This is a genomic window from Rhizobium sp. P32RR-XVIII (assembly GCF_012641395.1).
GTDB lineage: Bacteria > Pseudomonadota > Alphaproteobacteria > Rhizobiales > Rhizobiaceae > Rhizobium.
In genome coordinates this window covers 102,646-128,137 of record NZ_JABAIH010000006.1, presented here as the reverse complement: position 1 = coordinate 128,137, position 25,492 = coordinate 102,646, and the positions used below count along the sequence as shown (strand labels likewise).

At 59.8% G+C, this 25,492-nt stretch carries 24 protein-coding genes; 12 read left to right on the top strand and 12 right to left on the bottom strand.

The genetic code is table 11. From position 1 onward, the window contains the following. Window positions 1-16: 16 nt before the first annotated feature. The 3 genes from HGP14_RS18905 to HGP14_RS18895 form a co-directional block, all read right to left on the bottom strand. Complete coding sequence (locus tag HGP14_RS18905) at window positions 17-241, bottom strand: aa3-type cytochrome c oxidase subunit IV (RefSeq protein ID WP_168831425.1); 225 nt, start codon at window positions 239-241, stop codon at window positions 17-19. Window positions 242-435: 194 nt separating this feature from the next. After that, a complete protein-coding gene (locus HGP14_RS18900; protein ID WP_168831424.1) occupies window positions 436-1,185 on the bottom strand; it encodes an N-acyl amino acid synthase FeeM domain-containing protein in 750 nt (249 codons plus the stop codon). 145 nt (window positions 1,186-1,330) lie between these two features. Beyond that, a complete protein-coding gene (locus HGP14_RS18895) occupies window positions 1,331-3,640 on the bottom strand; it encodes a bifunctional diguanylate cyclase/phosphodiesterase (RefSeq protein WP_168831423.1) in 2,310 nt (769 codons plus the stop codon). 286 nt (window positions 3,641-3,926) lie between these two features. Between HGP14_RS18895 and HGP14_RS18890 the strand changes: the two genes are divergently transcribed. Further along, window positions 3,927-4,466: a TRAP transporter small permease subunit gene (locus HGP14_RS18890; protein WP_168831639.1), complete on the top strand. Its 540-nt coding sequence runs from the start codon at window positions 3,927-3,929 to the stop codon at window positions 4,464-4,466. 21 nt (window positions 4,467-4,487) lie between these two features. Then, window positions 4,488-6,056, top strand: a complete 1,569-nt coding sequence (locus HGP14_RS18885; protein ID WP_168831422.1) for a TRAP transporter large permease subunit — start codon at window positions 4,488-4,490, stop codon at window positions 6,054-6,056. A gap of 93 nt (window positions 6,057-6,149) precedes the next feature. On the opposite strand, the gene HGP14_RS18880 is transcribed toward HGP14_RS18885, so the two are convergent. Next, window positions 6,150-7,256 carry a TRAP transporter substrate-binding protein gene (locus HGP14_RS18880; protein ID WP_168831421.1) on the bottom strand — a complete coding sequence of 369 codons (1,107 nt, stop codon included), beginning with the start codon at window positions 7,254-7,256 and terminating at the stop codon, window positions 6,150-6,152. Between the two features lie 291 nt (window positions 7,257-7,547). Here HGP14_RS18880 and HGP14_RS18875 point away from each other — a divergent pair, with 291 nt between their 5' ends. After that, window positions 7,548-8,333 (top strand): gamma-glutamyl-gamma-aminobutyrate hydrolase family protein, encoded by a 786-nt coding sequence (locus HGP14_RS18875; RefSeq protein ID WP_168831420.1) that lies wholly within the window; start codon window positions 7,548-7,550, stop codon window positions 8,331-8,333. On the opposite strand, the gene HGP14_RS18870 is transcribed toward HGP14_RS18875, so the two are convergent. The 3 genes from HGP14_RS18870 to HGP14_RS18860 form a co-directional block, all read right to left on the bottom strand. Beyond that, the gene (locus tag HGP14_RS18870; RefSeq protein WP_168831419.1) at window positions 8,322-9,278 is read right to left on the bottom strand and encodes a 2-hydroxyacid dehydrogenase; all 957 of its coding nucleotides are present in this window, start codon (window positions 9,276-9,278) and stop codon (window positions 8,322-8,324) included. The genes HGP14_RS18875 and HGP14_RS18870 overlap by 12 nt on opposite strands. Before the next feature lie 15 nt (window positions 9,279-9,293). Beyond that, window positions 9,294-10,316 (bottom strand): LacI family DNA-binding transcriptional regulator, encoded by a 1,023-nt coding sequence (locus HGP14_RS18865; protein WP_168831418.1) that lies wholly within the window; start codon window positions 10,314-10,316, stop codon window positions 9,294-9,296. A 109-nt stretch (window positions 10,317-10,425) separates the two neighbouring features. Next, window positions 10,426-11,016 (bottom strand): MarR family winged helix-turn-helix transcriptional regulator, encoded by a 591-nt coding sequence (locus HGP14_RS18860; protein ID WP_168831417.1) that lies wholly within the window; start codon window positions 11,014-11,016, stop codon window positions 10,426-10,428. A gap of 9 nt (window positions 11,017-11,025) precedes the next feature. Here HGP14_RS18860 and HGP14_RS18855 point away from each other — a divergent pair, with 9 nt between their 5' ends. The 5 genes from HGP14_RS18855 (at window position 11,026) to HGP14_RS18835 (ending at window position 17,380) form a co-directional block, all read left to right on the top strand. Further along, complete coding sequence (locus HGP14_RS18855) at window positions 11,026-11,817, top strand: creatininase family protein (protein ID WP_168831416.1); 792 nt, start codon at window positions 11,026-11,028, stop codon at window positions 11,815-11,817. Window positions 11,818-11,941: 124 nt separating this feature from the next. After that, window positions 11,942-13,042, top strand: a complete 1,101-nt coding sequence (locus tag HGP14_RS18850; RefSeq protein ID WP_168831415.1) for a GTP-binding protein — start codon at window positions 11,942-11,944, stop codon at window positions 13,040-13,042. Next, a complete protein-coding gene (locus HGP14_RS18845) occupies window positions 13,042-14,034 on the top strand; it encodes a WD40 repeat domain-containing protein (RefSeq protein WP_168831414.1) in 993 nt (330 codons plus the stop codon). The genes HGP14_RS18850 and HGP14_RS18845 overlap by 1 nt, the downstream gene beginning before the upstream one ends. A 327-nt stretch (window positions 14,035-14,361) precedes the next feature. Further along, complete coding sequence (locus HGP14_RS18840; protein WP_168831413.1) at window positions 14,362-15,990, top strand: phospholipase C; 1,629 nt, start codon at window positions 14,362-14,364, stop codon at window positions 15,988-15,990. Window positions 15,991-16,012: 22 nt separating this feature from the next. Beyond that, window positions 16,013-17,380 carry a cytochrome-c peroxidase gene (locus HGP14_RS18835; RefSeq protein WP_246704507.1) on the top strand — a complete coding sequence of 456 codons (1,368 nt, stop codon included), beginning with the start codon at window positions 16,013-16,015 and terminating at the stop codon, window positions 17,378-17,380. A 15-nt stretch (window positions 17,381-17,395) separates the two neighbouring features. On the opposite strand, the gene HGP14_RS18830 is transcribed toward HGP14_RS18835, so the two are convergent. Next, a complete protein-coding gene (locus HGP14_RS18830; RefSeq protein ID WP_168831412.1) occupies window positions 17,396-18,400 on the bottom strand; it encodes a serine hydrolase domain-containing protein in 1,005 nt (334 codons plus the stop codon). Between the two features lie 140 nt (window positions 18,401-18,540). On the opposite strand from HGP14_RS18830, the gene HGP14_RS18825 reads away from it, so the two are divergent. After that, window positions 18,541-19,497, top strand: a complete 957-nt coding sequence (locus tag HGP14_RS18825; protein ID WP_168831411.1) for an NAD-dependent epimerase/dehydratase family protein — start codon at window positions 18,541-18,543, stop codon at window positions 19,495-19,497. A 40-nt stretch (window positions 19,498-19,537) separates the two neighbouring features. Here HGP14_RS18825 and HGP14_RS18820 read toward each other — a convergent pair whose 3' ends face one another. Next, window positions 19,538-20,128 (bottom strand): GNAT family N-acetyltransferase, encoded by a 591-nt coding sequence (locus HGP14_RS18820; RefSeq protein WP_168831410.1) that lies wholly within the window; start codon window positions 20,126-20,128, stop codon window positions 19,538-19,540. An 88-nt stretch (window positions 20,129-20,216) separates the two neighbouring features. Further along, window positions 20,217-21,350: an ornithine/lysine decarboxylase gene (gene odc2, locus HGP14_RS18815; protein WP_168831409.1), complete on the bottom strand. Its 1,134-nt coding sequence runs from the start codon at window positions 21,348-21,350 to the stop codon at window positions 20,217-20,219. A gap of 532 nt (window positions 21,351-21,882) precedes the next feature. On the opposite strand from odc2, the gene HGP14_RS18810 reads away from it, so the two are divergent. From HGP14_RS18810 to HGP14_RS18800, 3 genes are all read left to right on the top strand, one after another. Next, entirely contained in the window at window positions 21,883-22,776 is an 894-nt protein-coding gene (locus tag HGP14_RS18810; protein WP_168831408.1) for a LysR family transcriptional regulator, read from the top strand. Between the two features lie 104 nt (window positions 22,777-22,880). Next, window positions 22,881-23,522 (top strand): DUF1007 family protein, encoded by a 642-nt coding sequence (locus tag HGP14_RS18805; RefSeq protein WP_168831407.1) that lies wholly within the window; start codon window positions 22,881-22,883, stop codon window positions 23,520-23,522. Then, a complete protein-coding gene (locus HGP14_RS18800; RefSeq protein WP_168831406.1) occupies window positions 23,516-24,595 on the top strand; it encodes a nickel/cobalt transporter in 1,080 nt (359 codons plus the stop codon). Before HGP14_RS18805 ends, HGP14_RS18800 begins: the two co-directional genes overlap by 7 nt. Here HGP14_RS18800 and HGP14_RS18795 read toward each other — a convergent pair. Together HGP14_RS18795 and HGP14_RS18790 are read right to left on the bottom strand one after the other, a co-directional pair. Next, window positions 24,581-24,805: a hypothetical protein gene (locus HGP14_RS18795; RefSeq protein WP_168831405.1), complete on the bottom strand. Its 225-nt coding sequence runs from the start codon at window positions 24,803-24,805 to the stop codon at window positions 24,581-24,583. The genes HGP14_RS18800 and HGP14_RS18795 overlap by 15 nt on opposite strands. Then, window positions 24,802-25,491 (bottom strand): GNAT family N-acetyltransferase, encoded by a 690-nt coding sequence (locus HGP14_RS18790; RefSeq protein ID WP_168831404.1) that lies wholly within the window; start codon window positions 25,489-25,491, stop codon window positions 24,802-24,804. The genes HGP14_RS18795 and HGP14_RS18790 overlap by 4 nt, the downstream gene beginning before the upstream one ends. Between the last annotated feature and the right edge of the window lies 1 nt (window position 25,492).

The window sequence follows — 25,492 nt, the reverse complement described above, 5'->3', positions numbered from 1 at the left end:
CGCTTCTGCCGCGCGGTCAGCGCAGCAGAAAGACGCCAGCAATAAGAATGATGAGGAACACCAGGAGCCCGCCCAGAAGGCCGCCGCCGGTGAAAAAGCCGACCGTCATGCCAAGCAGCAGGGCAATGATAGCCAGGGAGCCGAACTTCGCGGCCGCAATGAACAGGTTATAGGTTGCCTCGTGTTCTTTGTAGTCCATCGGCGCGCCAACTTCGGCGGGTCCCGTGTGCTCTTCGGCCATCTATCTCATCTCCCTCCAATGCCCCTCGCATGCGTGATGCGTGCCAGCTGAATGCCATGATCCCCTAGCCATTGCGAGCGGGCTAATCCCATTCAGGCCTTACACAAAGCTTGGGAGAAGCGCAATGCATCGGAGTATCGCAGAATCCCGACTTTTTGCCTTTCCCCAGCGGAGAGGAGAGCATGAGACAACTCTCAAAGCGGCAGATCGGTGCCGAGCTCACCTTCCGGCACGTAACGCGCCGTGGGAATGATGTTGAGCGGCGGCAGCGTGGCCGCGGGATTGCGGGAGAACATCATTCGCTGTTCGCTGGCGCTCGACATGAAGAAAGGATAGCGTGTCAGAAGTTTGCGGCCGACCTCGATGACGTTGGTCGCCATAAGAGTTAGTTCGAAGCCGTACGTCTCCGTCATGCGGCTTTCCACTACGGTATCCGCATAGAAAACGCGCTTGTAAAAGGCGGCGTGGGCGGGGCGCACATGCTGCAGCACGCGACTGGCGCGAAAATGTGCCGCCGCTACGATGTTTGGTCGAAGGGTTAGGTACGGAATCCAAGGCATATCGGCCGCGACTTCCGGATCGGCTGCAAACCGTGCCGGGTCGATGAGAGTCATGCCTGCATCGAGGAAGGCGTCGATTTCGGCTGGAAAGACGCCGCTCGACTGCGAAATGCGATGATCCGGCGTCACATAGTGAATGCGGATCGTACTCACCAGCTCTTCATAATAATACAACCCGAAGACATAGGCGTGGCTATCGAAATCCACGTCATCGATCATGCTTTTCGCCGCTACCGGAAGTACTTCGCGGGCCTTGTAAGCCTTATAGCGCAGGCGTTCGACGGCTTCCATGTCCTCAGTGTTTTCGACACGCCGATATTCGACATGATCCAGGATTTCCAAAAGCTTTTGTGAAAAATCACTGACCTTGAGGCTGTCACCCATAATGATTAATTCCCTGTTAACGGGTTATTAATCATATGAAGCGGGTACATGCACAAGAGAAAGAGACAACTCGCGTTAAATTTGAGCCATTAAGGTTAACGGCGCCGGACCGACGGAAGGCAGGCGCGCCAACCGACTGATTGCGTCAGGCAACTTTTGCGCGGCGACGCTGCATGCTGCTGCGGCGGCTAGTGAGATTCTGGGACAGGATGACGATATCCTGCGAAGGCACCGGCGGAGAGAAGACATAGCCCTGCACGAGATCCGCGCTGCGATGCTTATTGAGAAGCGCAAGCTGCTCCTGCGTTTCGACGCCTTCGATGACGATCTTGAGGCCGAGTTCACGGGCTAGATTGACAGTTCCACGCAGAAGCTTCAGCCGGCGCGTGTCCTCGCCAATGTTGCGCACGAATGAGCGATCGATTTTCACGATATCGAGCGGTAGCGTGTCCAGATAGCTAAGGCTGGAGAAGCCGGTTCCGAAATCGTCGATGGCAATGGTGATGCCGTGCGCCCGCAGCTCCGCCAGGATCGCCCGCACGGCCGCCGGCTCGTCGATCAGGCAGCTCTCGGTGATTTCCAAATGCAGTCTTGACGCGGCAAGCCCCGAATGCGCGAGCGCTTCCGAAACGACGGTCAGAATGTCCGAGTCGCGCAGATCTCGGGCGGACAGGTTTACTGACACCGCGATATGCTCCGGCCACGTCATGCATTCACTGCAGGCCTTGAAGAGCACAAAGCGGGTAATCGCGGAAATGATCCCCATTTCTTCGGCAAGGCGGATAAAGGCGTCGGGCGGGATGGAACCCTTTTCCGGATGCACCCAGCGGGCCAGGGCCTCGGCAGATTCAATGCGCGTGCCATCTGCCTTGAACATCGGCTGGAAGACAAGGTGCAAGGCATCGGCAGCCACGGCCTCGCGCAGGTCGGCCTTGAGCTTCTGCTGCTCGATGTAGCGGCCATCCATCTCGCGCTCGAACCCGGTAATGCCGCCATTGAGCCGCGACTTGCTTTCGGACAGCGCAAGGTCGGCCTTGACACTCCATTCGTCCATGGCAAAGGCGTTGCTTTCCAGAATTGCATAGCCGGCGCTGAGCGACACGAGGAAAGTGACCTCGTCGGCCTCATACTGCCCCTGGATCGCCGAATGCAGCTTGCGGATCTCGATATCCAGGGTCTCCTCGTCATTCGCATGCGGGAAGAAGAGGATGAACTGATCGCCCATCAGACGACCGACAATTGCGTTGCCGGCCATCTCCTTGATCCGCGCGGCAATCGTGCAGAGCAGATGGTCCCCGGTGACGTGGCCGCGCATGTCGTTGACATGCTTGAACTCGTCGATGTCGAGGATCATGAAGCCGAGAGGGCCGGTCTTCTTGGAATGCTTCGCGAGATAGTCCTGCACCAGCTGGCCGAAATATTCGCGGTTCGGCAGGCCGGTCAGCGCATCGAAACGCACCATATGCAGAATCTTTTGCTCCGCCTTAACGCGGCTCGATACGTCCTCGAAGATCAACACAGCGCCGCCATCGGCACGGCGTTTCGCTGAGAATTCTAGCGAAAGGCTCTCAGGAAAATGGATCAGCGTGCGCGACAGGCTGCCTTCGGCAACCTGCGTCAGCTGCCGCAGAATCAATTCCGGCTGCGAGGCGTCCATGAAGCTGTAGCGGGCGCCGTAACGTAGAACGGCGCCAAGGTCGCGATCTTTCAGCCGGTCCGGATCCCCGATCTTCAACAGCTCGTGGGCTTTGCGGTTGATCACCTGGATGCGGTTCGACGCATCGACCATGACCAGGCCATGCGGCATATTATTGAGCGCAGTATCGAAGCGGTCTGCGATCTGCGAAATCTGCCGGTGGGCGATGACGTTTTCATAAAGGAACTCGCGCACCCCGTTTGCCATTGCGCGTGTCGTCAGGCCGAAAGGAATGAGAAAAGCTGAGAGAATGGCGCGATAGAAATCGAGCGCCATCAGACTGCAGACGATCATCGGCAGACAACAGGCAAGCGTCTGCAAATCAATCGCCTTCTGCGAGCCGTAGTTGCGGCCGACGACCGAAACCATCGAGGCCATCGTCACCGCAATGCAGGCGAGTTCGGCAAAAGGATCCCCTAGAATGAAGATCGCATAGCCACTGCCGATACCGAGTATGGCGGCCGTCGATGTCGCACCAGCGACATAGACCGTCTCCCACCATTCGATTTTCGCGCGTGTCAGTTCCTCTTTGTCAATCTTGTCGAAGATGCGGAAAGTGAGCATCCGTCCGGCGAAGGTGACCACAAAGGCCAGGGATAAGAGGACGTAGAGCACAGCACCTGTCTTGGCAGCGACTGCCATAAAGGCAATGACATGCACAAAGACGCCAGCAAGCAGCGTCAGCCGGTTCCCGAAAAGGGAACTCACAAACGACAGATACACATCCGTAGGAACCCGGTTCGGGTTATGTGGCTTCATCCATACTTTCCCTGTGCGTTCGGATTATACGGAAAACCCTTTAAGAATTGCTTGCCCGGACACTCCCAATTTGGTCGTTTTTTCTAAAATCTAAACGTGAATTGTATCGTATCACAATCACATATGGCCGTCTGACAAAGTTTTGGAAAAATTTGGCACAGGGTTGCACCCTTCTACGACTAAAATCCTAGAAGGGCTTTTATTCTTTCAATTTCCGGGACCGTGGTTTACACAAATTTTCAAAGACGAGAACTTGCCGCAAAGGCAATATAAGGGGAATGAAGGCATGCCGGCGTTTCTGGGCGTCAGCCGGCTGATCGACAGCATCAGCCAATTCATAGGCAAGATTGCCGACTATATGGTACTCCTCTGCTGCTTAATCAGCGCAGGAAACGCCATCGTCCGTTACCTCTTCAACTATAGCTCAAATGGGTGGCTGGAGATCCAGTGGTATCTGTTTGCCTATATCGTCGTGCTCGGGGCCGCCCATGCTCTCCGCAACAATGAGCATGTACGTGTCGACGTTATCTACGGATCGGTGTCCGAGAGAGCCAGAATCTGGATCGACATCATCGGCTTGGCCGTTTTTCTGATTCCGGCATGCTTTTTCCTGGCCTTCTTGTGCTGGCCCTTTTTCGTCATCGCCTACCAGCAGGGTGAGGTGTCATCCAATGCAGGCGGGCTCATCCGGTGGCCGGTCAAGCTTATGCTTTTCGCAGGCTTCGCGCTCCTGGTGCTTCAGGGCATTTCCGAACTGATCAAGAGGATCGCCGCGTTGAACGGCTTGATCCAACTCGACACAAAATACGAAAAGCCCCTGCAATAAGACTCTCCGGGAGGAACGGACGTGTTTGACTTCGGTATCATTCCGCCGGCGATGTTCTTGGGCATGATCATTTTCATGCTGTACGGCTTTCCGGTTGCCTTTTCGCTCGCTGCGGTGGGTCTTTTCTTCGGCATCATCGGCATAGCAACAGGCCATTTCAGCGAGGCATTCCTGCAGGCCCTGCCGCTTCGCATCTTCGGCATCGTCTCAAACGATCTGCTGCTCGCCATCCCCTTCTTCACGTTCATGGGAGCAATTCTGGAGCGATGCGGATTGGCGGAGGACCTTCTTGAAGGAACCGGCAAGCTGTTTGGCGCCGTTCCAGGCGGCCTTGCCTACGCTGTCATCGTCGTCGGCGCCATTCTCGGTGCCATCACCGGCACGGTCGCTGCATCGGTCATCACCATGGGTGTGATCTCCTTGCCGATCATGCTGCGCTACGGCTATAGCCCGCGGGTGGCAACCGGTGTCATCGCCGCGTCGGGCACAATCACCCAGGTCATTCCGCCCTCGCTCGTCCTCGTCGTTCTGGCGGACCAGCTTGGCAGGTCGGTCGGCGACATGTATCTCGGTGCTATCGGTCCTTCGATCCTCCAGATCGCAATCTTCCTAGGCTTCATCCTGCTCCTGTCGATCTTCCGGCCAGAAACGGTGCCGCCGCTGCCGAAAGAGGTCCGGGGCGACCTCAACTGGTCGCTCTTGATGAGAGTGCTCGCCGGCATGGTGCCCTCGATCGTCCTGATCTTCCTCGTCCTCGGCACGATCTTCATGGGTCTTGCGACACCGACGGAAGCCGGCGCCCTGGGCGTCGTCGGCGCGATGGCGCTTGCCGCTTTGCATGGCCGTCTGACCTGGCCGTTGATTCGCCAGGCAATGACATCGACGATGCACATCACGACGATGGTCGTCATGATCCTGATCGGCTCTACCTGCTTCAGCCTCGTCTTCCAGGGGATGGATGGCTCTCGCTGGATCGAGCACATGCTCTCCGGCATCCCCGGCGGCCCGGTCGGCTTCCTGATCTTCGTCAACATCTTCATCTTCATCCTTGCCTTCTTCCTCGATTTCTTCGAGATCGCCTTTATCGTCATCCCGATGCTGGCGCCCGTCGCCTCGGCTCTCGGCATTGATCTCATCTGGTTCGGTGTGCTGATCTGTGTGAACATGCAGACGAGCTTCATGCACCCGCCCTTCGGCTTTGCGCTCTTCTATCTGCGCTCCATCGCCAGCCGCGATGTAAAGACGCGCGATATCTACGTGGGCGCGATTCCGTGGGTGGTCATGCAGCTCATCCTCGTCGCGATCATTATATTCTGGCCGCAATCCGTTACCTACTGGCTGAACAAGGGTCCGGCCGTCGATCTCAACACGATCAAGATCGAGGTACCCGGTTTCGGCGGTAACCAGCTTTCGCTGCCGCCGATGGGCGAGCCTGGCAGTGGCAACGACTCGCCGCAGCTTCCCGGCCTTACCCTGCCGCCGCTGGGGGGCCTGCCCGGTCAGCAACCGGCACCTGCGACAGCTCCGCCGGCCAACCCGGCGCAACCGGCTCCGCCGCCCGACCTCAGCCAGCCGCCGACGATCAAGTAGAGGCAAAAAGAAAAACCCCGGATGAAAATCCGGAGTTCCTTGCCTGATAATGTGATGAAACGCGGGAAGAAAGGCTCGTTGGAGCGGGAGCCGTTAGAGCTTGCCCGACCGCTGCTGGATCATCATGAAGGTGTCGAAAGTGTATTCCGAGAGCTGCATCCACAGATAAGCGTCGCGCTTGAACGCGGTCTGGTCATCGTAGATCTTCTTGAAATACGGGTTCGAAGCGGAGATCTCCTTGTAGAGATCCATCGCGGACTGGAAGCAGGCTTCCAGGATCTCCTGGCTGAAAGGACGCAGCGTCGCTCCCTCGGCCACCAGCTGCTTCAGCGCTCCCGGGTTCTTCGTGTCGTATTTCGCCAGCATGTTGGTGTTGGCGAAGGCGCAGGCATCGTTCAGGGCGGCCTGATAGTGCTTCGGCAGGCTGCTCCATTTTTCGAGATTGAACATACCATGCACCGTCGGGCCGCCTTCCCACCACCCCGGATAGTAGTAGTACTTCGCTACCTTGTGGAAGCCGAGCTTCAGGTCGTCGTACGGGCCGACGAACTCCGCGGCATCGATCGTGCCCTTCTCAAGCGCCGGATAGATATCGCCGCCGCCGATCTGCTGCGGGATGACGCCGAGCTTGGACATGACCTGCCCGGCAATGCCCGCAATGCGCATCTTGACGCCCTTGAGATCGTCCAGCGTATTGATTTCCTTACGGAACCAGCCGCCCATCTGTGCGCCGGTATTACCGGCCGGGAGGCCGTATATCCCCTGCGTGGCAAAGAATTCGTTCATCAGCGTATTGCCGTTGCCCTGATAATACCATGCATTCGTCAGGCGGCTGTTGAGGCCGAACGGAATGGCCGTACCAATGGCATAGGTCGGATCCTTGCCAACGAAATAATAGGAGGTGGTGTGGGCTGCCTCTACCGTGCCGGAGGTCACCGCATCGACTGCCTGCAGTGCCGGGACGATCTCTCCAGCCGCGAAAGGCTGAATCGTGAAATTGCCGCCGGTGGAAGCAGAAACATGCTTGGCGATGTCTTCCGCGCCGCCATAGATCGTGTCCAGGCTCTTCGGGAACGAAGAGGTCATGCGCCACGAAATTTTCGGATTTTCCTGCGCGATAGCCGGTGCGGCCAGTGCGCTTGCCGCAACGACACCTGCGCCCGCAGTTCCAGCTTTCTTGATAAACGATCGACGATCCATCAAAACCTCCCGTATAGATGGTGCTGCGGTCATTCTTCCCTACCCCCGCGGCAATGGGCGCGAGCTAAGCATGTGACCGCCTGCGTTTCAAGCTTTAGTCTATGAGACTTTGGCATCACGGCAGCAATTTGGCAGTCGCGATGTTTGCCTCCAAAATCAGCGGTTTAGCTGGATTTTACCCATGAGTGCCACGATTTGCCGTAAATTGGCCCGCGGTTGCGCCGGGAAGTTGACTTTGGGGCGGACTTCGGCTCTCACAATAGACAAAGTGGATTGTTCAACGGACTGAAAATGACCAAGCCGATTGTCGCCGTTCCCGCTGATATCCGAACCTTTGACGCCACCGATTGGCATGCCGTCCAGCATCAGTATGTGCGTGCGGCGCTGAACGCGGCGGGCGTCATGGCTTTCATTATCCCTGCCTTTGAGACGGGATACGATGCGGACGCGATCCTCGACCGCGTCGACGGACTGCTCGTCTCCGGCTCCGCAAGCAATGTTCACCCATCGCTTTATGGCGCCGAAGCCCGCGAAAGCGACGGACCCTTCGATCCCGCGCGTGACGCAACCGCCCTGCCCCTCATCCGCCGCGCGATCGACCGCGCCGTGCCGATGCTGGCAATCTGCCGCGGCATACAGGAGCTGAACGTCGCACTCGGCGGTTCACTTGCCAGCGAAATCCACGAACAGGACGGCATCTGGGACCACCGCAAGCCGGCGGATGTCGATCGGGACGGCATGTATGCGATCCGCCAGAGCGTTTTCGTCAAGGAGGGCTCCTGCATCGCAGGCATCATCGGTCCCGGCGAAATCCAGGTAAACTCGCTGCACCGCCAGGCGATCGCCAAGACCGCGCCACGGCTGCAGGTGGAGGCAATCGCTGAAGACGGAACGATTGAGGCTGTATCCGTGATCGACGCCAAGGCCTTCGCCGTCGGCGTGCAATGGCATCCGGAATACTGGGCCGAGACCGACAAGGCCTCCAACCAGATTTTTGCGGCGTTCGGGGATGCTGTGCGGGACTATGCAGCCGGCAAGCAGCAGCAACCGGCCGCAACCAAGCAATCAGCGCTTTGACGGCGTCTCCGGCACCGGCGTCAGCGCCGCGCCTTTCTCGAACCACTCGATGAGGTTGTCTGCAACCAAGGCGGCCATGGCATTGCGCGTCGGGATCGAGGCCGAGGCGACGTGCGGCAGCAGCACAACATTCGGCATGCTCAGCAGCTCGGCTGGAACCACCGGCTCGTCGTAAAAGACGTCAAGGCCCGCCGCACCCAGCGCACCGCTTTTCAACGCCGAAACGAGCGCTGCCTCATCCACCGTCCAGCCACGGCCGATATTGATGAGAACGCCGCCAGCACCGAGCGCCGAAAGTATCTCCGCATCGATCGTCTTGTGGGTATGCGGCGTCTTCGGAACGATCGCGATCAATGTGTCGACGGCCTCCGCGAGGCCTTTCAGCGTCGGATGGTAATCGTAGGCGATGTCCGGATTTCTGTTGCGCGTGTGATAGCTGATCTTCACCTTGAAAGGCTCGAGCCGCTTGGCGATCTCCTGGCCGATGCGACCGAGACCGTAGAGGCCGACATGCCGGCCTTTCAAGGAAAAGCGAGACAGCGGGTAGGCCGCACCTGGCTTCCAATGGCCCTCGCGTAGCCAGTTTTCCGCCCGCGGCAGCTCGCGGATCGTGTTGAGCAGCAAACCGACCGCCGTATCGGCGACCTCGTCGTTCAGCACATCCGGCGTATTGGTGACGATGATGCCTTTTTCCGCGGCGTGCTTGACGTCCACGGCATCATAACCGACCCCGAAGCTTGCGATCACTTCGAGCTTGGTCAGTTGGTCCATCCACTTACCAGGGAACGCCCCACTGACGGCTGCCCCGCGAACACGGCTTGCGGTTTCCGCGTCCAGCTTGAGCGTCTCCTCGCTTTCGACGGCGACGAGGTCGAAACGGTCCCCCAAGGCCGAAAGCACGCGCTCGTGTATCTTCCCGGGAACGAGAATGGCAATGCGGGGCATAGCTTTTCCTCTGTCTTACTGGCGGGCTCTGTAAGGGCTGGTCGACTGGCGGATGCGCATTTCCGGCTTGATGAGATGAATGCCATCCGGTTCGTGGCTTCCGGCTAAGCGATCGAGAAGGGCCCGGGCGGCAAGCCGGCCGACTTCCGCCTGCCCGTTCCACACCGTCGTCAACGCCGGCGTCGAGAGGGAGGCTTCCTCAAGGTCGTCATAGCCTGTGACCGATATGTCCTTACCCGGCACAAGACCGGCGCGGGCGATACCGTTCATGAGACCGATGGCAACAAGATCGTTCCAGCAGACGGCGGCCGTCGGCTTCTGCGGCAGCGACAGAAAGTGGACCGCCGCCTCGAAGCCGCCCTGCATCGAGCGCGGACCGGGAATGCGCAGGTTAGGATCGACTTCGATCTCGGCCTTGCGCAATGCGTTGACATAACCCTGGTAACGGTCACGGCCAGTCGAGGTCTGATCCGTCCCGCCGATCATGGCAATCGTCCGGTGGCCGAGGCCGATCAGGTGATTGGTCGCGAGCGAAATGCCATAGCTGTCGTCACCGCGATAGGTCGGCAGGGCGGACCCTTCCATCGAACGGGCGACGAGGATGGCGGGCATGCCGTTGTCTTCAGCAAGCTGCATATCTTCGAGCGGTGTCCCGATCGCAGGCGACATGATGACGCCGTCACCGCCGAGCTGCAGCAGCGTCTCGATGAAGGTGCGTTGCTTCTCCACCGAGTCGTAGTGGTTGGACAGAATGAAGGTATGACGGCTGCGATCGAGCTCGCTTTCGATCGCCTTCAGGATTTCGCCGTAGAACGGGTTCATGATGTCGTGCACGACGACACCGACGATGCCCGAGCGAGAGGTGCGCAGACTGGCAGCACGACGGTTATAGATGTAACCCAGCGTGCGCGCCTGTTCCTTGATCTTTTCCCTTGTATTGCCAGCCACCAACGGACTATCGCGTAAGGCAAGCGATACAGTTGCCGTTGAAATACCAAGCGTTTCAGCAATCGTTGAAAGTTTGATCTTTTGAGCCACGCATCCTCCGCCTTGCGCCGCGCGAGATGTGGGGCGTCGCGAAAACGCCCCTTAAAATATTTAATTAAAAGATTAAACGCGGCGAGGCAAACCGAAATTCATTTGATTGTCAAATTTCCTCAGGCTCTTCGAAATGTGCAGCCTCGGCCTGAAGGTTGTTGTCGATTGCCTTCAGCAAGCGCACGAGGTTGCGGATCTCCTTGTCGGAAAAGTCCAGCGTGGCCAGGTGATCGCAGGCGGATGCTGCCTGCTCGATTGCTTTCACGCTGCCACGGCCCTGTTCAGTGAGAAAGACCTTCGTCAGCCGCGCGTCGTCGGCGTCCGGCTTGCGTTCCAGGAAGCCCTGGGCTTCCATGCGGCCGATCGTGCGCGTCATGGTCGGTGCTTTGACGCCGAGTTTCTGCGCAAGCCCGCCTGCCGTCATGCCGTCGGCTTCGGCAAGCGAGAGAATGACCCCGTCCTGGCCGGCATAAAGCCCGCTCTGGAAGAGATTGCGAGAGAGCACCGTGCGCATGGACCGCGCGGCCTGCGTCAAAGCCGGCGAAAGATCGGTGACCGTATATTCGGTATGATCCTTTTTCTTGGATTTCTGCTTCTTGCCGTCCTTGTTCTTCTTCCCCATCGCCATCCCTTGGATCTTTAAGACGTGACAACGCTGCGTTATGACATTGCGCAGGTTCACGTCATAAACAAGGGGCATCGAAACTGTATGACAGCACCTGCCCGGAACTTCGCCGACAACGATCCTTCAATTCCGGCTGAAGACCGCCGGAATTGGATCGCCGTATTGCCGCTTGGCGCGCATGAGCAGCATGGGCCTCACCTGCCGTTCGAAACCGACACGCTGATCGCCGAAGGGATCGTCGAGCGGTTGAAGGACGCCCTTCCTTCCGCTTTGCCTGTGACCTTCCTGCCGGCGGAGCCGATCGGCTATTCGATCGAGCACATGGAGGTCGACGGCACGAAGACGCTGACCTATGGGGAAGCGATCCATCGCTGGCTTGGAATAGCCGGAATGCTGCACAGCCTTGGCTTTCGCAAACTGGTGCTGCTGAACGCCCACGGTGGAAATTCTCCGCTGATGACGATCGTCGCAACCGAGGCGCGGGTGAAGTTCAACATGCTTGCCGTCGCGACCAGCTGGACCCGCTTCGGCGTACCGGAAGCGGTGATTTCCGCTGAGGACAAGGCAATCGACATCCATGGCGGCGACATCGAGACCTCGGTGATGCTGGCGCTGCATCCCGGGAAGGTCGCGATGTCAAAGGTCGAGAACTTTACTTCGCGGCAGGCGGAATTCGCGGCTCGCTTCAGGCATCTGCGAGCATATGGGCCGCACGCCTTCGGCTGGAAAATGTCCGATCTCAACGATAGGGGCGCGGCAGGGAACGCAGCCGCCGCCACGGCCGAAAAGGGTGAAGCGCTGATCGCGCATTCTGTAAAAGGGCTGGTCGAACTGCTACAGGACGTGGATGCGTTCGATGCGTCCGAGCTCCGATAGAGCAGTCAACCGCAATGTGATCTTATAACATTATAAAACCCTTTGAACTGCCGCCTCCAACTCCTTATATGTGACCGACCATTTTCGAGCCCCTACGGCGGCCAGCCCATTCTTCGAGGTTCCCATGACCGACGCAATTCCGACTCAGCAGAAGCCAATCCCCGTTACCGTTCTCACCGGCTACCTCGGCGCCGGCAAGACGACGTTGCTCAACCGCATCCTGTCGGAGAACCACGGCAAGAAATATGCGGTCATCGTCAACGAATTCGGCGAGATCGGCATCGACAACGACCTCATCGTCGAATCCGACGAAGAAATCTATGAAATGAACAACGGCTGCGTGTGCTGCACGGTGCGCGGCGACCTGATCCGCGTTGTCGAAGGCCTGATGCGCCGTCCGGGCCGTTTCGACGGCATCATCGTCGAAACCACGGGCCTTGCCGACCCGGTGCCGGTCGCCCAGACCTTCTTCATGGATGACGACGTGCGCGCCAAGACGGAACTTGATGCCGTCGTCGCCCTGGTCGATGCCAAACACCTGCCGCTCCGCCTGAAGGACAGCCGCGAGGCCGAAGACCAGATCGCCTTTGCCGACGTCGTCATCATCAACAAGACCGACCTCGTGACGCCCGAGGAACTGGCGCAGATCGAGGACATCGTCCGCGCCATCAACCCGAGCGCCCGCGTCTACAAGACGAGCCGCTCCGGCGTCGATCTGGCCCGCGTGCTCGACCAAGGCGCCTTCAATCTGGAACGCGCGCTGGAAAACGATCCGAACTTCCTGGAACACGATCACGACGACCACGCGTGCGGTCCGGATTGCGATCACGACCATCACCACCATGCGCACGATCACGACCATGATCACCACCATCATGATCATGACCATCACCATCATCACGGCGCCATGTCGGCAATCCATGACGTGACGGTTCAGTCCGTGTCGCTGCGCGGCGGCGAGATGAATGCCGAGCGCTTCTTCCCCTGGATCCAGAAAATCACCCAGACGCAAGGCCCGAATATCCTGCGCCTCAAGGGCATCATCGCCTTCAAGGACGATCCGGAGCGCTATGTCGTCCAGGGCGTACACATGATCATCGAGGGTGACCATCAGCGTCCGTGGAAGGATGGCGAGAAGCACGAGACGCGGCTCGTCTTCATCGGCCGCGAACTCGACCGCGAAAAGCTCGAAGCATCCTTCAAGGCGTGCGAGGCTGCCGCCTGATGCCCACAGTTGCACCGCTTGATCTCGACGGCCACATCCTGGCCGTCGAATTTTTAGGTGATGTTCCGTTCTTTGCGAATGCCAACGGCACGGTTCACCGGCTGGATGGCGGCGAGAAGGTTTCCGAAGCCCATCAGGGCGGCATGCTCACCTGCATCCGCGATCCCTACAGCGAAAGCCTGATTTCCGGCGGCGAAGACGGCAAGGTGCTGCGTATCGGCGCCGATGCAAGCGTCAGCGAGATTGCCAGCGCGCCGCGCAAGTGGATTTCGCAGGTCGCTGCGGGCCCTCAGGGCGCCATCGCCTATTCCTACGGCAAGAGCACATTCGTCCGTCTTTCCAACGGCGAAACGAAAGAATTCTCCGAAGAACGCACCGTCGAGGGCCTCGCTTTCGCACCGAAGGGCCTGCGCATTGCCGCAGCCCGCTATAATGGCGTTTCACTGCACTGGGTAGCGACGAGCGCCAAGCCGGTCGACCTCGAATGGAAAGGTGCCCACACCGGGGTTACGTTCTCGCCGGAGGGTAATTTCCTGGTGACGACGATGCAGGAAAATGCGCTGCACGGCTGGAAGCTCGAGGTCAAATCCAACAACGAGCCGCGCCACATGCGCATGACCGGCTATCCGGCCAAGGTGAAGTCGCTGTCCTGGTCCCCAAAGGGCAAGTGGCTTGCATCATCAGGAGCGCCGGCGGCGATCGTCTGGCCGTTCCAGGGTAAGGATGGCCCGATGGGCAAAGCTCCTCTGGAACTCGGCACGCGCGCCAACATTATGGCGACTGCGGTCAAGTTCCACCCGGCCGAAGACATCCTGGCAATCGGCTTCATCGACGGCATGATCCTTGCCGTGCGCCTCGCCGACAGCAAGGAAGCGTTGATCCGCCGGCCCGGCAAGGGCGCGATCACCTCGATGAGCTGGAGCAAGAACGGCAAGCTGCTCGCCTTCGCCTCCGAAGCCGGCGATTGCGGCGTCGTCGATATATCGGCCTGATTTCCCGGTAGCACCAACCCGGCGCGGAGTCCTCTCCGCGACGGCTTGCCCGGCCGCGGACGATTTTCCGAGGGCCTCGATGCGACATCTTGACCGATCCCGCGTGGCATAGTGTAGCACGCTGCCACCTGCGAAGGGTGCGGGAACGATGATTATTAAAATCATTTCAACCCGTTAGCCATTTCAAATCACTTGCACGCTGCTCCGCGAACAGCGCGAGGCTTTACGCAGCCGACACATGGCATTGATATCCACTGTCTGCCCGCGCCCTCCGGGACCCCCACCTGCGCGCGCGGGCTTTCGCTTTCACTGCAAGAGGATACGATAATGGTTCGATACTCGCGTCGGGTCGCGCTGGCCGCCGGCAGCGCAATAGCTCTCGTTTCGCTCTGTTCCACCGCGATCGCCGACACGGCGACGCCGAATACCGCGACCCCCATCAAGCATCTGGTCGTCATTTTCCAGGAGAACGTATCGTTCGACCACTACTTCGCGACCTATCCGAAGGCTGCGAATGTCGAGGGCGAGCCGAAGTTCGCCGCCGCCGCCGATACCCCGACGGACATCAACACGCTGGCCGCCGCCAACCTGCTCGACACCAATCCGAACAAGACCAACAGCGCGAATGGCGCCGATGCTGCAGGTCCCTTCCGTCTTGATCGGACCCAGGCCGCGACGCAATCGCAAAATCACGGCTACACTGCTGAACAGGCAGCCTATGACAATTTTGCCATGGACCTCTTCCCTGCCAATACCGGCCGCGGAACAAAGGGCGGGGCCGGCTCCTTCGGCACCAAGGGCCAGGTTATGGGCTATTATGACGGCAACACCGTCACAGCGCTCTGGAATTACGCTCAGCGCTACGCCATGAATGACAATTCCTTCTCGACCAACTTCGGCCCCTCGACGCCGGGCGCCTTGAACCTCATCTCCGGCCAGACCAACGGGGTCATCCTCCCGCCGGGCTACACGCTCGAGAAGGACGGTACCTATTCGAAGGGTAGGATCGTGCCGGACGGCAACGGCGGCTGGACCGCAATCAGCGACTTCGATCCGACGGGCGACGACTGCTCGGCCGGCCAGACGGCCCTGATGTACGGCAAGAACATCGGCGACCTCCTGAATGCCCGCAACATCACCTGGGGCTTCTTCGAGGGCGGCTTCGACCTGACCGCGACTAACAGCGACGGCACGACCGGCTGCAAACGCGCCACGACCTCGGACGTGACGAAGACGGCCAGCGCCGATTACATCCCTCACCATCAGCCGTTCCAGTACTATGCCTCGACGGCCAACCCGCAGCATAAACGGCCTTCCTCGGTCGGGGCGATCGGCACCGGCAATGACGGCGGCGCCAACCACCAGTACGACATGACCGATTTCTACGCGGCACTGAAGAACGGCAACCTGCCCGCCGTCAGCTTCCTGAAGGCTCCGGCGTACCAGGACGGCCATGCCGGCTATTCCGATCCGCTCGACGAGCAGGAATTCGTCACGACCGCCATCAACGCGGTCCAGAATTCTCCGGACTGGAAGGACACGGCGATCATCATCCTCTACGACGATTCCGACGGCTGGTACGATCACGCCCATGCCGTGGTCAATCCGTCGAATATTCCGGTGAAGGGCTATGACGTCCTGAACGACGGCGCCTGTGGCACGGGCGCCCCGCTGCCGGGCGTCGACGGCAAGCCGGCGCAGGGCCGCTGCGGCTACGGCACACGCCAGCCGCTGATCGTCATCTCACCATATGCGAAGACGAACTATATCGACCACACCCTGACGGACCAGACCTCCGTTCTGCGCTTCATCGAAGATAACTGGATGGGCGGCCAGCGCATTGGCGGCGGCTCCTTCGATGCCATTTCCGGATCGCTCGACAATATGTTCGACTGGTCTAACGGGAACGCCGCCAAGCTGATCCTCGACACGAAGACCGGCGAGCCGGCTGCCTGAAACAGAGAAGAGGAAAACGGCATTGTGCGGCATATCCTATCGACAGGCCGTTTCCCTGGTGGCGCTCGCGGGCATTTCGCTCGCGAGTGCAGCCATCGGCATGGCGAGCCAAAAGCTGGAACCGGCCGCGCAAGCCGGCGCGCCTGCACCGCTGAGTGCGGTTGCGCGGCTCGGTCAGAAAATGTTCTACGATCCGGCGCTATCGGCAAGCGGACAGATGTCCTGCGCCAGCTGCCACGACCCGACCAATCACTACGCGCCGGCAAACGATCGCGTGGTGCAGCTCGGCGGCCCTCATCTCGACCAGCCGGGACTTCGCGCGGTGCCGAGCCTGACCTACAAGGTGGCGACACCCCCCTTCTCCGTCGGGGCAGAGAGCGCTGCCGACGAAGCGGCTGAAGCTGCGCCGATGACCGAGGCATCCGGCGTATCGCTTGCCAATGCCCCCACCGCACCTGTCGGAGCCATGACTGCGCAGGCCGGCGTCAAGGCGGATTCGAGCGCCCCGGATCTGGTGCCACAGGGTGGCATGTTCTGGGATGGCAGAGCCGACTCGCTCCAAGAGCAGGCTACAGGCCCGCTGATCTCGCCCTTCGAGATGGCCAATGCGGATAAGGCTGCCCTCTACCGCAAGATCAAGAAAAGCTACGGCGACGAACTGTCTGCGCTTTTCGGGGCCGGAATTCTCGCCGATCAGGACATGGCGGTCGCCGAAGCCGGCTTCGCACTCGCGCGCTATCAGATCGAGGAGGCATCCTTCCATTCCTATTCGAGCAAGTACGACGCCTACCTGCGCGGAAAAGCCACGCTTTCCGAGGCCGAGATGCGCGGGCTGAAGCTTTTCGATGATCCGAAGAAGGGCAACTGCGCCTCATGCCATCTCGACAAGCCGACAGCCGACGGCCGCTTCCCCGATTTCACCGACTATGAATTCGAAGCGCTCGGCGCGCCGCGAAATGGAGCCATTCCAGCCAATGCCGATCCGCATTATTTCGATCTTGGCATATGCGGGCCGCTGCGCCACGACGATTATTCCGCGCAAGCGGCCAATTGCGGCCTCTTCAAGACCCCGACTCTCCGCAACGCCGCCGCGCGTCATGTCTTTTTCCACAACGGCGTCTTCCACACGCTGGACGATGTGGTCCGCTTCTACGTCAAGCGCGACACCAATCCGGAGACCATTTATCCGAAGGCTGCCGACGGAAGCGTGCTGAAATATGACGATCTGCCGGAGCAGTATCGCGCCAATGTCGACGTGATCGACGCACCGCTCGATCGCAAGCCCGGCCAGCAGCCTGCCCTTGGCGATGCGGAAATCGCGGATGTCGTCGCATTCTTGAAAACACTGACCGACGGCTACGATGCGGAGGCGCGGAAAGCAGGCAAATAGCCGGCGGTCTGCGGTTCATGTGTCCTGCACGCTGGAGATGATCTCCCCCAGAAGATCGTGCAACGCATCCCGATAGCCGTTTCGCGCCGATGGTCCGCTTTCCTGCGAGGTCATCACCACAGTCAGTTTGAGCGAAGGCACGATATAGAGCATCTGGCCGCCATAACCCCAGGCGAAATGCACGTTCTCGCCGCCGAGGCTCCGCTCGAACCAACCATAGCCGTAGGCATCACCGGAGAACCGGGAATTGGTGCGTGGCTGCCAGGACGCAACCACCCAATCGGCCGGAACGACTTGTCTTCCCTCTACTGTCTTGCCACCGTTGCGGTAGAGCTCGCCAAAGGCAAGCAGCGAGCGGGCGCTCATCGCCATCTGGTTTCCGCCAAGATAGATGCCCTGCGGATCGCGCTCCCAGGCTCCGATGCGGAAATCCGTCACCGGTCCAAGCCATTCCCTTGCCAGGGCAAGCGTTGGCTTGCCGCTTACCTTTGTGAGGATTGCAGACAGGAGATGGGTTGAAGCCGTCGAGTAAAGCATCCGCCCGCCAGGCTCGTCATCGAAAGGCTGGGAGAGTGCGAAGCGCACCCAGTTCCGGCTTGAAACCCAGCGTCCGTAGTTCGGTCCCGACATGCGGCCAAGGCCCGCCTGCATGGAGAGCAGGTTGCCGACGGTGATCTCGTTCAGCCGCGGATCGGGTGACTGCGGCAGGTCCGCCTTCAGGATCGGCGCGATCGTCTGATCCGGCCCCTCAAGCAGGCCTTTGCTGATGGCAATGCCGACAAGCGCCGAAATTATCGCCTTCGACGCCGACTTGATATTGGTCGATTCGGACGCCGTATGGCCACGATAACCGCGTTCGGCGACAACCCGCCCGTCCTTTGCAACGATGACCGTCTTCAGCGGTGTCAACGCCTGCCGCGTCTGGAGATTGTCGAGCAGTTCGCCCAGACGCTCCTCCTGCGCAATAGCGGCGAGCGGCATAAAAAAGATAACGGCGAAGACAACAAAAGTCCTGAGCATGCCCATCACCTAGTGCCGCCCAGTCGATAGATCACGGGTGGGACGAACCCTCTCACGCAGACGTGAAACTTTATCAGGCCCCTTGCAGGTGTCACCTACGGCACGACATAGTCCGGGCCGGATGAATGGAGGAAGAACCTATGGCACGCGTCGTCGTTATCGGAGCAACGGGTCACGTCGGTACCTATCTGGTCCCACGGCTCGTAGAGGCGGGGCACGACGTGATCGCGATCAGCCGCGGAAACGCCGAGCCCTATATGCCGCATGCGGCGTGGAAGAGCGTCGAGAAGAAGCAGATGGATCGTGCTGCGATGGAAAAGGACGGCAGCTTCGGACAGGCAATCCGCGCATTGAAGGCCGATATCGTCATCGACAAGATATGCTTTACGCTCGAGAGTGCGCAGCAGCTTGGGGAAGCCTTGAACGGCCATGTCGGCCATCTTTTGCACACCGGCACGATCTGGACCCACGGCCGTTCAGTTGCCGTGCCGACCCGGGAGGATGCGCCGAAGACACCGTTCGGCGAATACGGCATTCAGAAAAAGGCGATCGAAGACCATTTCCTGCGGGAGGCAAAGCTGCACGGCCTGCCCGTCACTCTGATCCATCCGGGCCACATTGTCGGTCGCGGGTGGGCACCGCTCAACCCGGCGGGGCATTTCAACCTCGCAGCCTTTGAGACCATCGCTCGCGGCGGTCAGCTCACGCTTCCCAATTTCGGGCTGGAGACGGTGCACCATGTTCATGCCGACGACATCGCCGCCCTCTTCATGGCAGCGATCGGCAACTGGCGCGCTTCAACCGGTGAAAGTTTCCACGCCGTTTCGGAGCAGGCGCTGACGCTGCGCGGCTACGCCGAGGCAATGTACCGCTGGTTCGGCCATGAACCCAATCTGGCGTTCAAGCCCTATGACGAATGGAAGAAGGATCAGACGCCGGAGGATGCGACGGCGACCTTGGAACATATTGCCCGCAGCCCGAACTGCAGCATGGAGAAGGCCCGTAATCTCCTGGATTTCCGGCCGCGCTACAGCTCGCTCGACGCGGTGCAGGACGCAGTCGGCTGGCTGATCGAGGCGGGCCGGATCGGCAGCTGAAAACAAAAGCCCCTCCCTTTGGAGGAGAGGCTTTCGCCGGTCAAGCAGCCTTCCGGGCCGGCAAGCTATGGAGCTTGCGCCCAGAGGGAACGATCATGCCCGCAGCACCGTCGAGCCAGCCTTCCGTCAGCTCAAGCGCAAGGAAACGCGCGCGCTCGAAGGGACCGGGCATGACGAGATGGCGAGCCTTGTCTGCGAAGAAGCCGAAGCGCTCGTAATAGGGCGCATCGCCGACGAGCAGGATCGCACCATGTCCACGGTTCTTGGCTTCGAGAAGCGCCGCACGCATCAGCGCCGAGCCGACACCTTTGCCTTCGAAGCTGGAATCGACGGCCAGCGGCCCAAGCAGCAGCGCATTGATCGGCGTGCCTTCGGTGTTGACGCCCGCTTCGATGTTCCAGAGGCGCACGGTACCGATGACATGACCGTCGCGATCACGTGCCACAAGTGCCAGTCCTTCTGCCGGAATGCGCCCGCGGCGGATCTTCTCCGACGACTTCTTGCGACGATGCGGCCCCATGGCACGATCGAGCAGGTTTTCACGGGCGACGACAACCGACGGCTTCTCGGAGTCGATGGTGAAGACATGAGGCGCAAAGAATGCGCGGACAGAATCAAGAACAGCGGCCATCTTGGCCTCCCGCACTCAAAACCGTTTCAGACGGTATCGACAGACTATTGTGAAGGTGCCGCCCCGGCTGGCTACGGGGCTGGCGATATCAGATGACGTAGGCCTTCAGCGGCTCGAAGCCGTTGAACGCGACGGCCGAATAAGTCGTCGTATAGGCACCGGTGCCTTCGATCAGGATCTCGTCACCGATCGAAAGGGAGATCGGCAGCGGATAAAGATTCTTCTCATAAAGCACGTCGGCCGAATCGCAGGTCGGGCCGGCGATGACGCAGGGCTCCATCTCGTCGCCGTCACGCTCGGTGCGGATCGGGTAGCGGATGGCTTCGTCCATGGTTTCGGCGAGACCGCCGAACTTGCCGATGTCGAGAAACACCCAGCGAGCAGCGTCGTTGTCCGACTTCTTCGAGATCAGCACGACTTCAGTCTTGATGACGCCGGCATTGCCGACCATGCCGCGGCCCGGCTCGATGATCGTCTTCGGGATCTGGTTGCCGAAGTGATCACGAAGGCTCTGGTTGATCGCGCGACCGTAGGCTTCTGCCGACGGAACGTCGCGCAGGTACTTGGTCGGGAAGCCGCCGCCCATGTTGACCATCTGCAGGTGGATCCCCTGCTTGGCGAGCTGGACGAAGACGCGCTTGGCATCGGCGAGGGCCGAATCCCAGGCATCGACCTTGGTCATCTGCGAACCGACGTGGAACGAGACGCCGTAGGACTCGAGGCCCAGCTGATGAGCATAGACGAGAACGTCGACGGCCATCTGCGGCACGCAGCCGAACTTGCGCGACAGCGGCCATTCAGCACCTTCGCCGTCCGTCAGAACGCGGCAGAACACGCGGGCGCCGGGAGCGGCGCGCGAGATCTTCTCGACTTCCTCATGGCTATCGACAGCAAAAAGGCTGACACCGAGCGCATGGGCGCGGGCGATATCGCGTTCCTTCTTGATCGTGTTGCCGTAGGAAATGCGGGCAGCGGTCGCACCGGCGTTGAGCGCCATTTCGATTTCAGCGACGGACGCGCAATCGAAGTTGGAGCCCATGTCGGCGAGCAGCTTCAGGACCTCAGGAGCCGGGTTTGCCTTGACTGCATAGTAGATCGCGCTGTCCGGCATCGCATGACGGAAAGCGGAGAAGTTGTCGCGCACGACGTCGAGGTCGACCACGAGGCAGGGACCGTCGGGACGTCGGGTTGCGAGAAAGTCGCGGATGCGCTGAGTGGTCATATCAATCCCTTTTCCAATTCCAGAGCTCCGGCAAAACACCGGAGGACAAAGGGCGATCAATCGCTCGCATAGGAACCAGCCGATGGAGACCCCGGAACCTTAGCAAGCGCTTGATAGCGCGAATGATGAATCAACGCCGCATAAGCGACATGGATCCGGCTTTGTCTGCCTTGGATTGGAGGGAGATTCCCAACCGCACTTCCGGCAATGAAGGTGTGCCTCTTCAGTAACCCCCGCTGATGGAAAGCAGGGAGAGAACAAAAAGGCCCGCACCGTCGTTGCTTCAGGCGTCCTCGCATTCTCCGGTTGGCCGGAATAGCGACTGGAGGGGTTAATTCCAGGTACCTTACCGATTTCCTCACCAATTCGAGGGTTCGGCGGACACCCATGGGCACGTGCGACTTTGGGCTGACCCGGAAGTAGGAATATTCGCCGTCATAATCAAGAGAAATTTTATGCTCCAACTCAAAAAAATAATTGAACGCGAATGGACAATTTGTTCAACGTTCTTCAACAGATATAGAGGATCGCCATGGACACCTTGACCCGCATACGTGCCTTCATCGATGTTGTGGAAGCAGAAGGCTTTTCCGCGGCCGCGAGGCGCACCGGCCGCTCCAAGGCGCTGCTCTCCAAATATGTGCGGGAGTTGGAGGATGACCTCGGCGCCCTGCTGCTCAACCGCACCACCCGCCAGTTCTCCATGACCGAGGCCGGTCACACCTATTACCGCACCGCCTCGGACATTCTGAAGGAGATCGACAATCTCGCCGATCTGGTCCGCGAGAACAACGCGCTGCTCAAAGGCCGGCTGAGGATTTCCGTACCGCGCACGTTCGTTGATGCGGATGTCGGGCAGTCGCTGATCGACTTTGCCAAGGAGAACCCCGACCTGCAGTTGGAAATCGCTGCTGACGACCGGTTTGTCGATCTGATCGAAGAGAGCTTCGACCTGGCAATTCGCGTCACGAAGCTCGAAGATTCAGGAATGATCGCCCGCAAGATCTCCGATTTCCGCGTGCATGTCTGCGCAACGCCTGAGTTCCTCGAGCGCTATCCGAATATCGAGCACCCGACGGACATTTCCAACGTTCCCTTCATCGTTGACACCAACTCGCGCACGCAGGCAAGCGTCCGTTTCTACAACCCGGACAGCACCTCGTTTGCGGTGGCTGTCTCGGGACCGATCGAAGTGAACAGCCCGCATGCGACATTGCGCGCGGCACTCACCGGTATCGGCATTGCGGTCATTCCGGACTTCATCGCTCGCAAGCCTATCGAGGACGGCCGCCTCGTGACGCTGTTCAATGACTACTTGCCCACGGATCGCGGGATTTACGCCGTCTACCCGCATCGGCGCTACCTGCCGGCAAAAGTCCGCATCTTCGTGGACTACCTCCAGGCCTGGTTCAAGAAGCACCCTTGAGGATCGCCTGAGGCACTTTGCCGCCTTGAGACCGGGTCCCAATTCCGTCCCATTCTCCGGCAAGAAGACACCATCCGATTTGGGCAGAGCGGTAACCCGACAAGATGAAAAAATCGATACTCCCGGTAGCCGCTCTGATCTCGCTTGCGCCGGCCGCGGCTATGGCACATCCGCATATATTCGTCGAAGCTCGGCTCGAAGTCGTTGCGGCGCCCGACGGCAGCGTCCAGGAGCTGCGGAACGTCTGGCGCTTCGACGAGATCTTCTCCTCCTCGGTCGTCATGGATTTTGACAAGAACACCGATCTGAAGCTGGAGCCGAACGAGCTCGCCGAGGTCGGCAAGACGGTCCGGGATTCACTGGCCGACTACGACTACTATATGAACCTGACAATCGACGGCAAAAACGTGACCGTGCAGAAGCCGGACATCATCCACGTCGACTACAAGGAAGGCCAGCTTCTGATGTTTTTCGCGGTGAAGCCCGCGGAGAAGATGCCTCTGAAGGGCAAGCTGACCTTCGGTGTCTACGACCCGACGCTCTATACCTCGATAGACTTTCCTACGGACAACGAACTGGTGCTGGTCGGCGACGGCTTCAAGAGCTGCAAGCAGGACGTGCTGCGCCCGGATGCGGACCAGGTGATTGCGGAGAACAAGCAGTCGCTGACGGACGCTTTCTTCAACGACCCGACCGGCACGAACATGTCCAAGCTCTTTGCCACCAGGCTGGAGGTCTCATGCTGAAACGGAGCGCCTCGCTTGCCCTTTCCGCAGCCGCGCTCGTGCTTCTTGCCATGACGAGTGTGGCGCATGCGCAGTCGCCGCTCGGCATTGGAACCGCAGAGCCGAGTTTCCAGCCGACGGGCGGGCCCCTGGCGCCGCTATTCCTCTATGTGAATTACGAACAGCAAGCTTTTTACCGTGCGCTGACAGGCGCGCTGAAAGCCATGCGCGAAGACCCGTGGCAGTTGACGTCGCTCATCGGACTTTCCTTTGCCTACGGTGTCTTCCATGCGGCCGGTCCCGGACACGGCAAGGCGGTCATCTCCTCCTACATGATCGCCAACGAGGTCGAACTGAGGCGCGGCGTGGTGATCTCCTTCATCTCCGCCTTCGTTCAAGGCGTGATGGCGGTGGCGCTCGTCGGCGGCGCCTGGCTGGTATTGCGCGGTAGCGGCATAACGCTGACAGAGGCGACGCACGCAATGGAGATCGCAAGCTTCGTGATGGTCATTGCCTTTGGCGTTTGGCTGCTCTTCCGTAAGCTGCGCTCGATGATCGGCGCTTTGCCGCAACGTCAAGCCGTGGCAACATCCGCAGGTCCGGTCAGCATGATGCTCGACTGGAAGGACAATGACAGCCGGGGCGAAGTGGACGCCTACGCCTTCGGCGAGAGCACCGCGCGCAAGGCGGGACATAAATTCATTTCCGGCATGGCCTGTGAAACCTGCGGCCGATCCCACGCGCCGGATCCGTCGCTGCTGGGAGCCGACAAGTTCAGTGTCCGGGAAGCCTGGTCGGCGATCGTTGCCGTCGGCCTTCGCCCCTGCTCCGGGGCGCTGCTCGTCATGACCTTTTCGCTGCTGAACGGACTCTATCTCGGCGGCATTCTTTCCGTGCTCGCCATGTCCCTCGGAACCGCGATCACCGTCGCGATCCTCGCAATCATTGCCGTTACCGCCAAGGGCACCGCCGTTCGCATCGCCGGCCGCGGCTCGGCAACGTCGGTCTGGATCGGCAATGCCATCGAAATTCTAGGCGCCGTGCTGGTGATATGCATGGGCGGGCTTCTGCTGGGCGCATCACTTCAGGGTTGAAGCTGAGCGCCCTTTATTGCGCTGGTAGCGAGCGCGCAGCCAGAAAATCACGAAGAAACCAAGGAGCAGGATCGCCCCGACAGCGAAGGCAAGCGCCGGCGAGTAATTACCGATCCAGAGAACGAGGGTCGGGAGGAAATAGATGACCAGGCCGGCACCCAGCAGAATGACGGCAGCAGCGATCGCCTGCGATCGGCTTTCCGGACTCATGCAAGCCTTTCCTTTTCAATGTCGGCGCGGATATCGTACAGGCGGCGTCGCTGCTTGCCTTCGCCATCGAAGTTATCCGGTGAAAGCCAGCTCTCGAAGGCCTCGTTGATCAGCGGCCACTCGCTATCGATCATGGAGAACCAAGCGGTGTCGCGGTTGCGGCGCTTGGAAAGCATGTGCTGGCGGAACACACCTTCGAAAGTGAAGCCGTAGCGCGCAGCGGTTGTCTTACTGGCCTCATTGTTGTTGTCGCACTTCCATTCGTAGCGGCGGTAGCCGAGGTCTTCGAAGACATGCTTGGCCATGAGATAGTGCGCTTCGGTCGAAAGCGGCGATCGCTTCATGTCCGCACCATGGGCCACACCGCCGACTTCGACGACGCCGTTAGCCGGATCAGCTCGCATGTAGTTGGCCATGCCGACAATCTTGCCTGCCGCATTGTCGCGGAAGACATGCGTCAGCCAGCCGCCTTTCTTGGCGTTTTCGAGCCAGGCGGCGAAATCCTCGATGCCGGTGAAATCGTCCTGCGCGAAGTAGAGGAGCAGCGGATTGATGCCCATGCCGCCGAGGCCATCCCAAAGCGCTTGAAGATGCTTCTCACGCACATAAGGCTCGACCGTTACATATCGTCCCTTCAGCGTCACATAGCCGGGCGCTGGCACCTTGAAATTCGATAGATCGCGCATG

Coding starts and splice junctions, on each gene's coding strand:
- HGP14_RS18905 (WP_168831425.1), bottom strand. CDS start 241: ATGGCCGAAGAGCACACGGGACCCGCCGAAGTTGGCGCGCCGATGGAC.
- HGP14_RS18900 (WP_168831424.1), bottom strand. CDS start 1,185: ATGGGTGACAGCCTCAAGGTCAGTGATTTTTCACAAAAGCTTTTGGAA.
- HGP14_RS18895 (WP_168831423.1), bottom strand. CDS start 3,640: ATGAAGCCACATAACCCGAACCGGGTTCCTACGGATGTGTATCTGTCG.
- HGP14_RS18890 (WP_168831639.1), top strand. CDS start 3,927: ATGCCGGCGTTTCTGGGCGTCAGCCGGCTGATCGACAGCATCAGCCAA.
- HGP14_RS18880 (WP_168831421.1), bottom strand. CDS start 7,256: ATGGATCGTCGATCGTTTATCAAGAAAGCTGGAACTGCGGGCGCAGGT.
- HGP14_RS18875 (WP_168831420.1), top strand. CDS start 7,548: ATGACCAAGCCGATTGTCGCCGTTCCCGCTGATATCCGAACCTTTGAC.
- HGP14_RS18870 (WP_168831419.1), bottom strand. CDS start 9,278: ATGCCCCGCATTGCCATTCTCGTTCCCGGGAAGATACACGAGCGCGTG.
- HGP14_RS18860 (WP_168831417.1), bottom strand. CDS start 11,016: ATGCCCCTTGTTTATGACGTGAACCTGCGCAATGTCATAACGCAGCGT.
- HGP14_RS18855 (WP_168831416.1), top strand. CDS start 11,026: ATGACAGCACCTGCCCGGAACTTCGCCGACAACGATCCTTCAATTCCG.
- HGP14_RS18850 (WP_168831415.1), top strand. CDS start 11,942: ATGACCGACGCAATTCCGACTCAGCAGAAGCCAATCCCCGTTACCGTT.
- HGP14_RS18845 (WP_168831414.1), top strand. CDS start 13,042: ATGCCCACAGTTGCACCGCTTGATCTCGACGGCCACATCCTGGCCGTC.
- HGP14_RS18840 (WP_168831413.1), top strand. CDS start 14,362: ATGGTTCGATACTCGCGTCGGGTCGCGCTGGCCGCCGGCAGCGCAATA.
- HGP14_RS18830 (WP_168831412.1), bottom strand. CDS start 18,400: ATGCTCAGGACTTTTGTTGTCTTCGCCGTTATCTTTTTTATGCCGCTC.
- HGP14_RS18825 (WP_168831411.1), top strand. CDS start 18,541: ATGGCACGCGTCGTCGTTATCGGAGCAACGGGTCACGTCGGTACCTAT.
- HGP14_RS18820 (WP_168831410.1), bottom strand. CDS start 20,128: ATGGCCGCTGTTCTTGATTCTGTCCGCGCATTCTTTGCGCCTCATGTC.
- odc2 (WP_168831409.1), bottom strand. CDS start 21,350: ATGACCACTCAGCGCATCCGCGACTTTCTCGCAACCCGACGTCCCGAC.
- HGP14_RS18810 (WP_168831408.1), top strand. CDS start 21,883: ATGGACACCTTGACCCGCATACGTGCCTTCATCGATGTTGTGGAAGCA.
- HGP14_RS18805 (WP_168831407.1), top strand. CDS start 22,881: ATGAAAAAATCGATACTCCCGGTAGCCGCTCTGATCTCGCTTGCGCCG.
- HGP14_RS18800 (WP_168831406.1), top strand. CDS start 23,516: ATGCTGAAACGGAGCGCCTCGCTTGCCCTTTCCGCAGCCGCGCTCGTG.
- HGP14_RS18795 (WP_168831405.1), bottom strand. CDS start 24,805: ATGAGTCCGGAAAGCCGATCGCAGGCGATCGCTGCTGCCGTCATTCTG.
- HGP14_RS18790 (WP_168831404.1), bottom strand. CDS start 25,491: ATGCGCGATCTATCGAATTTCAAGGTGCCAGCGCCCGGCTATGTGACG.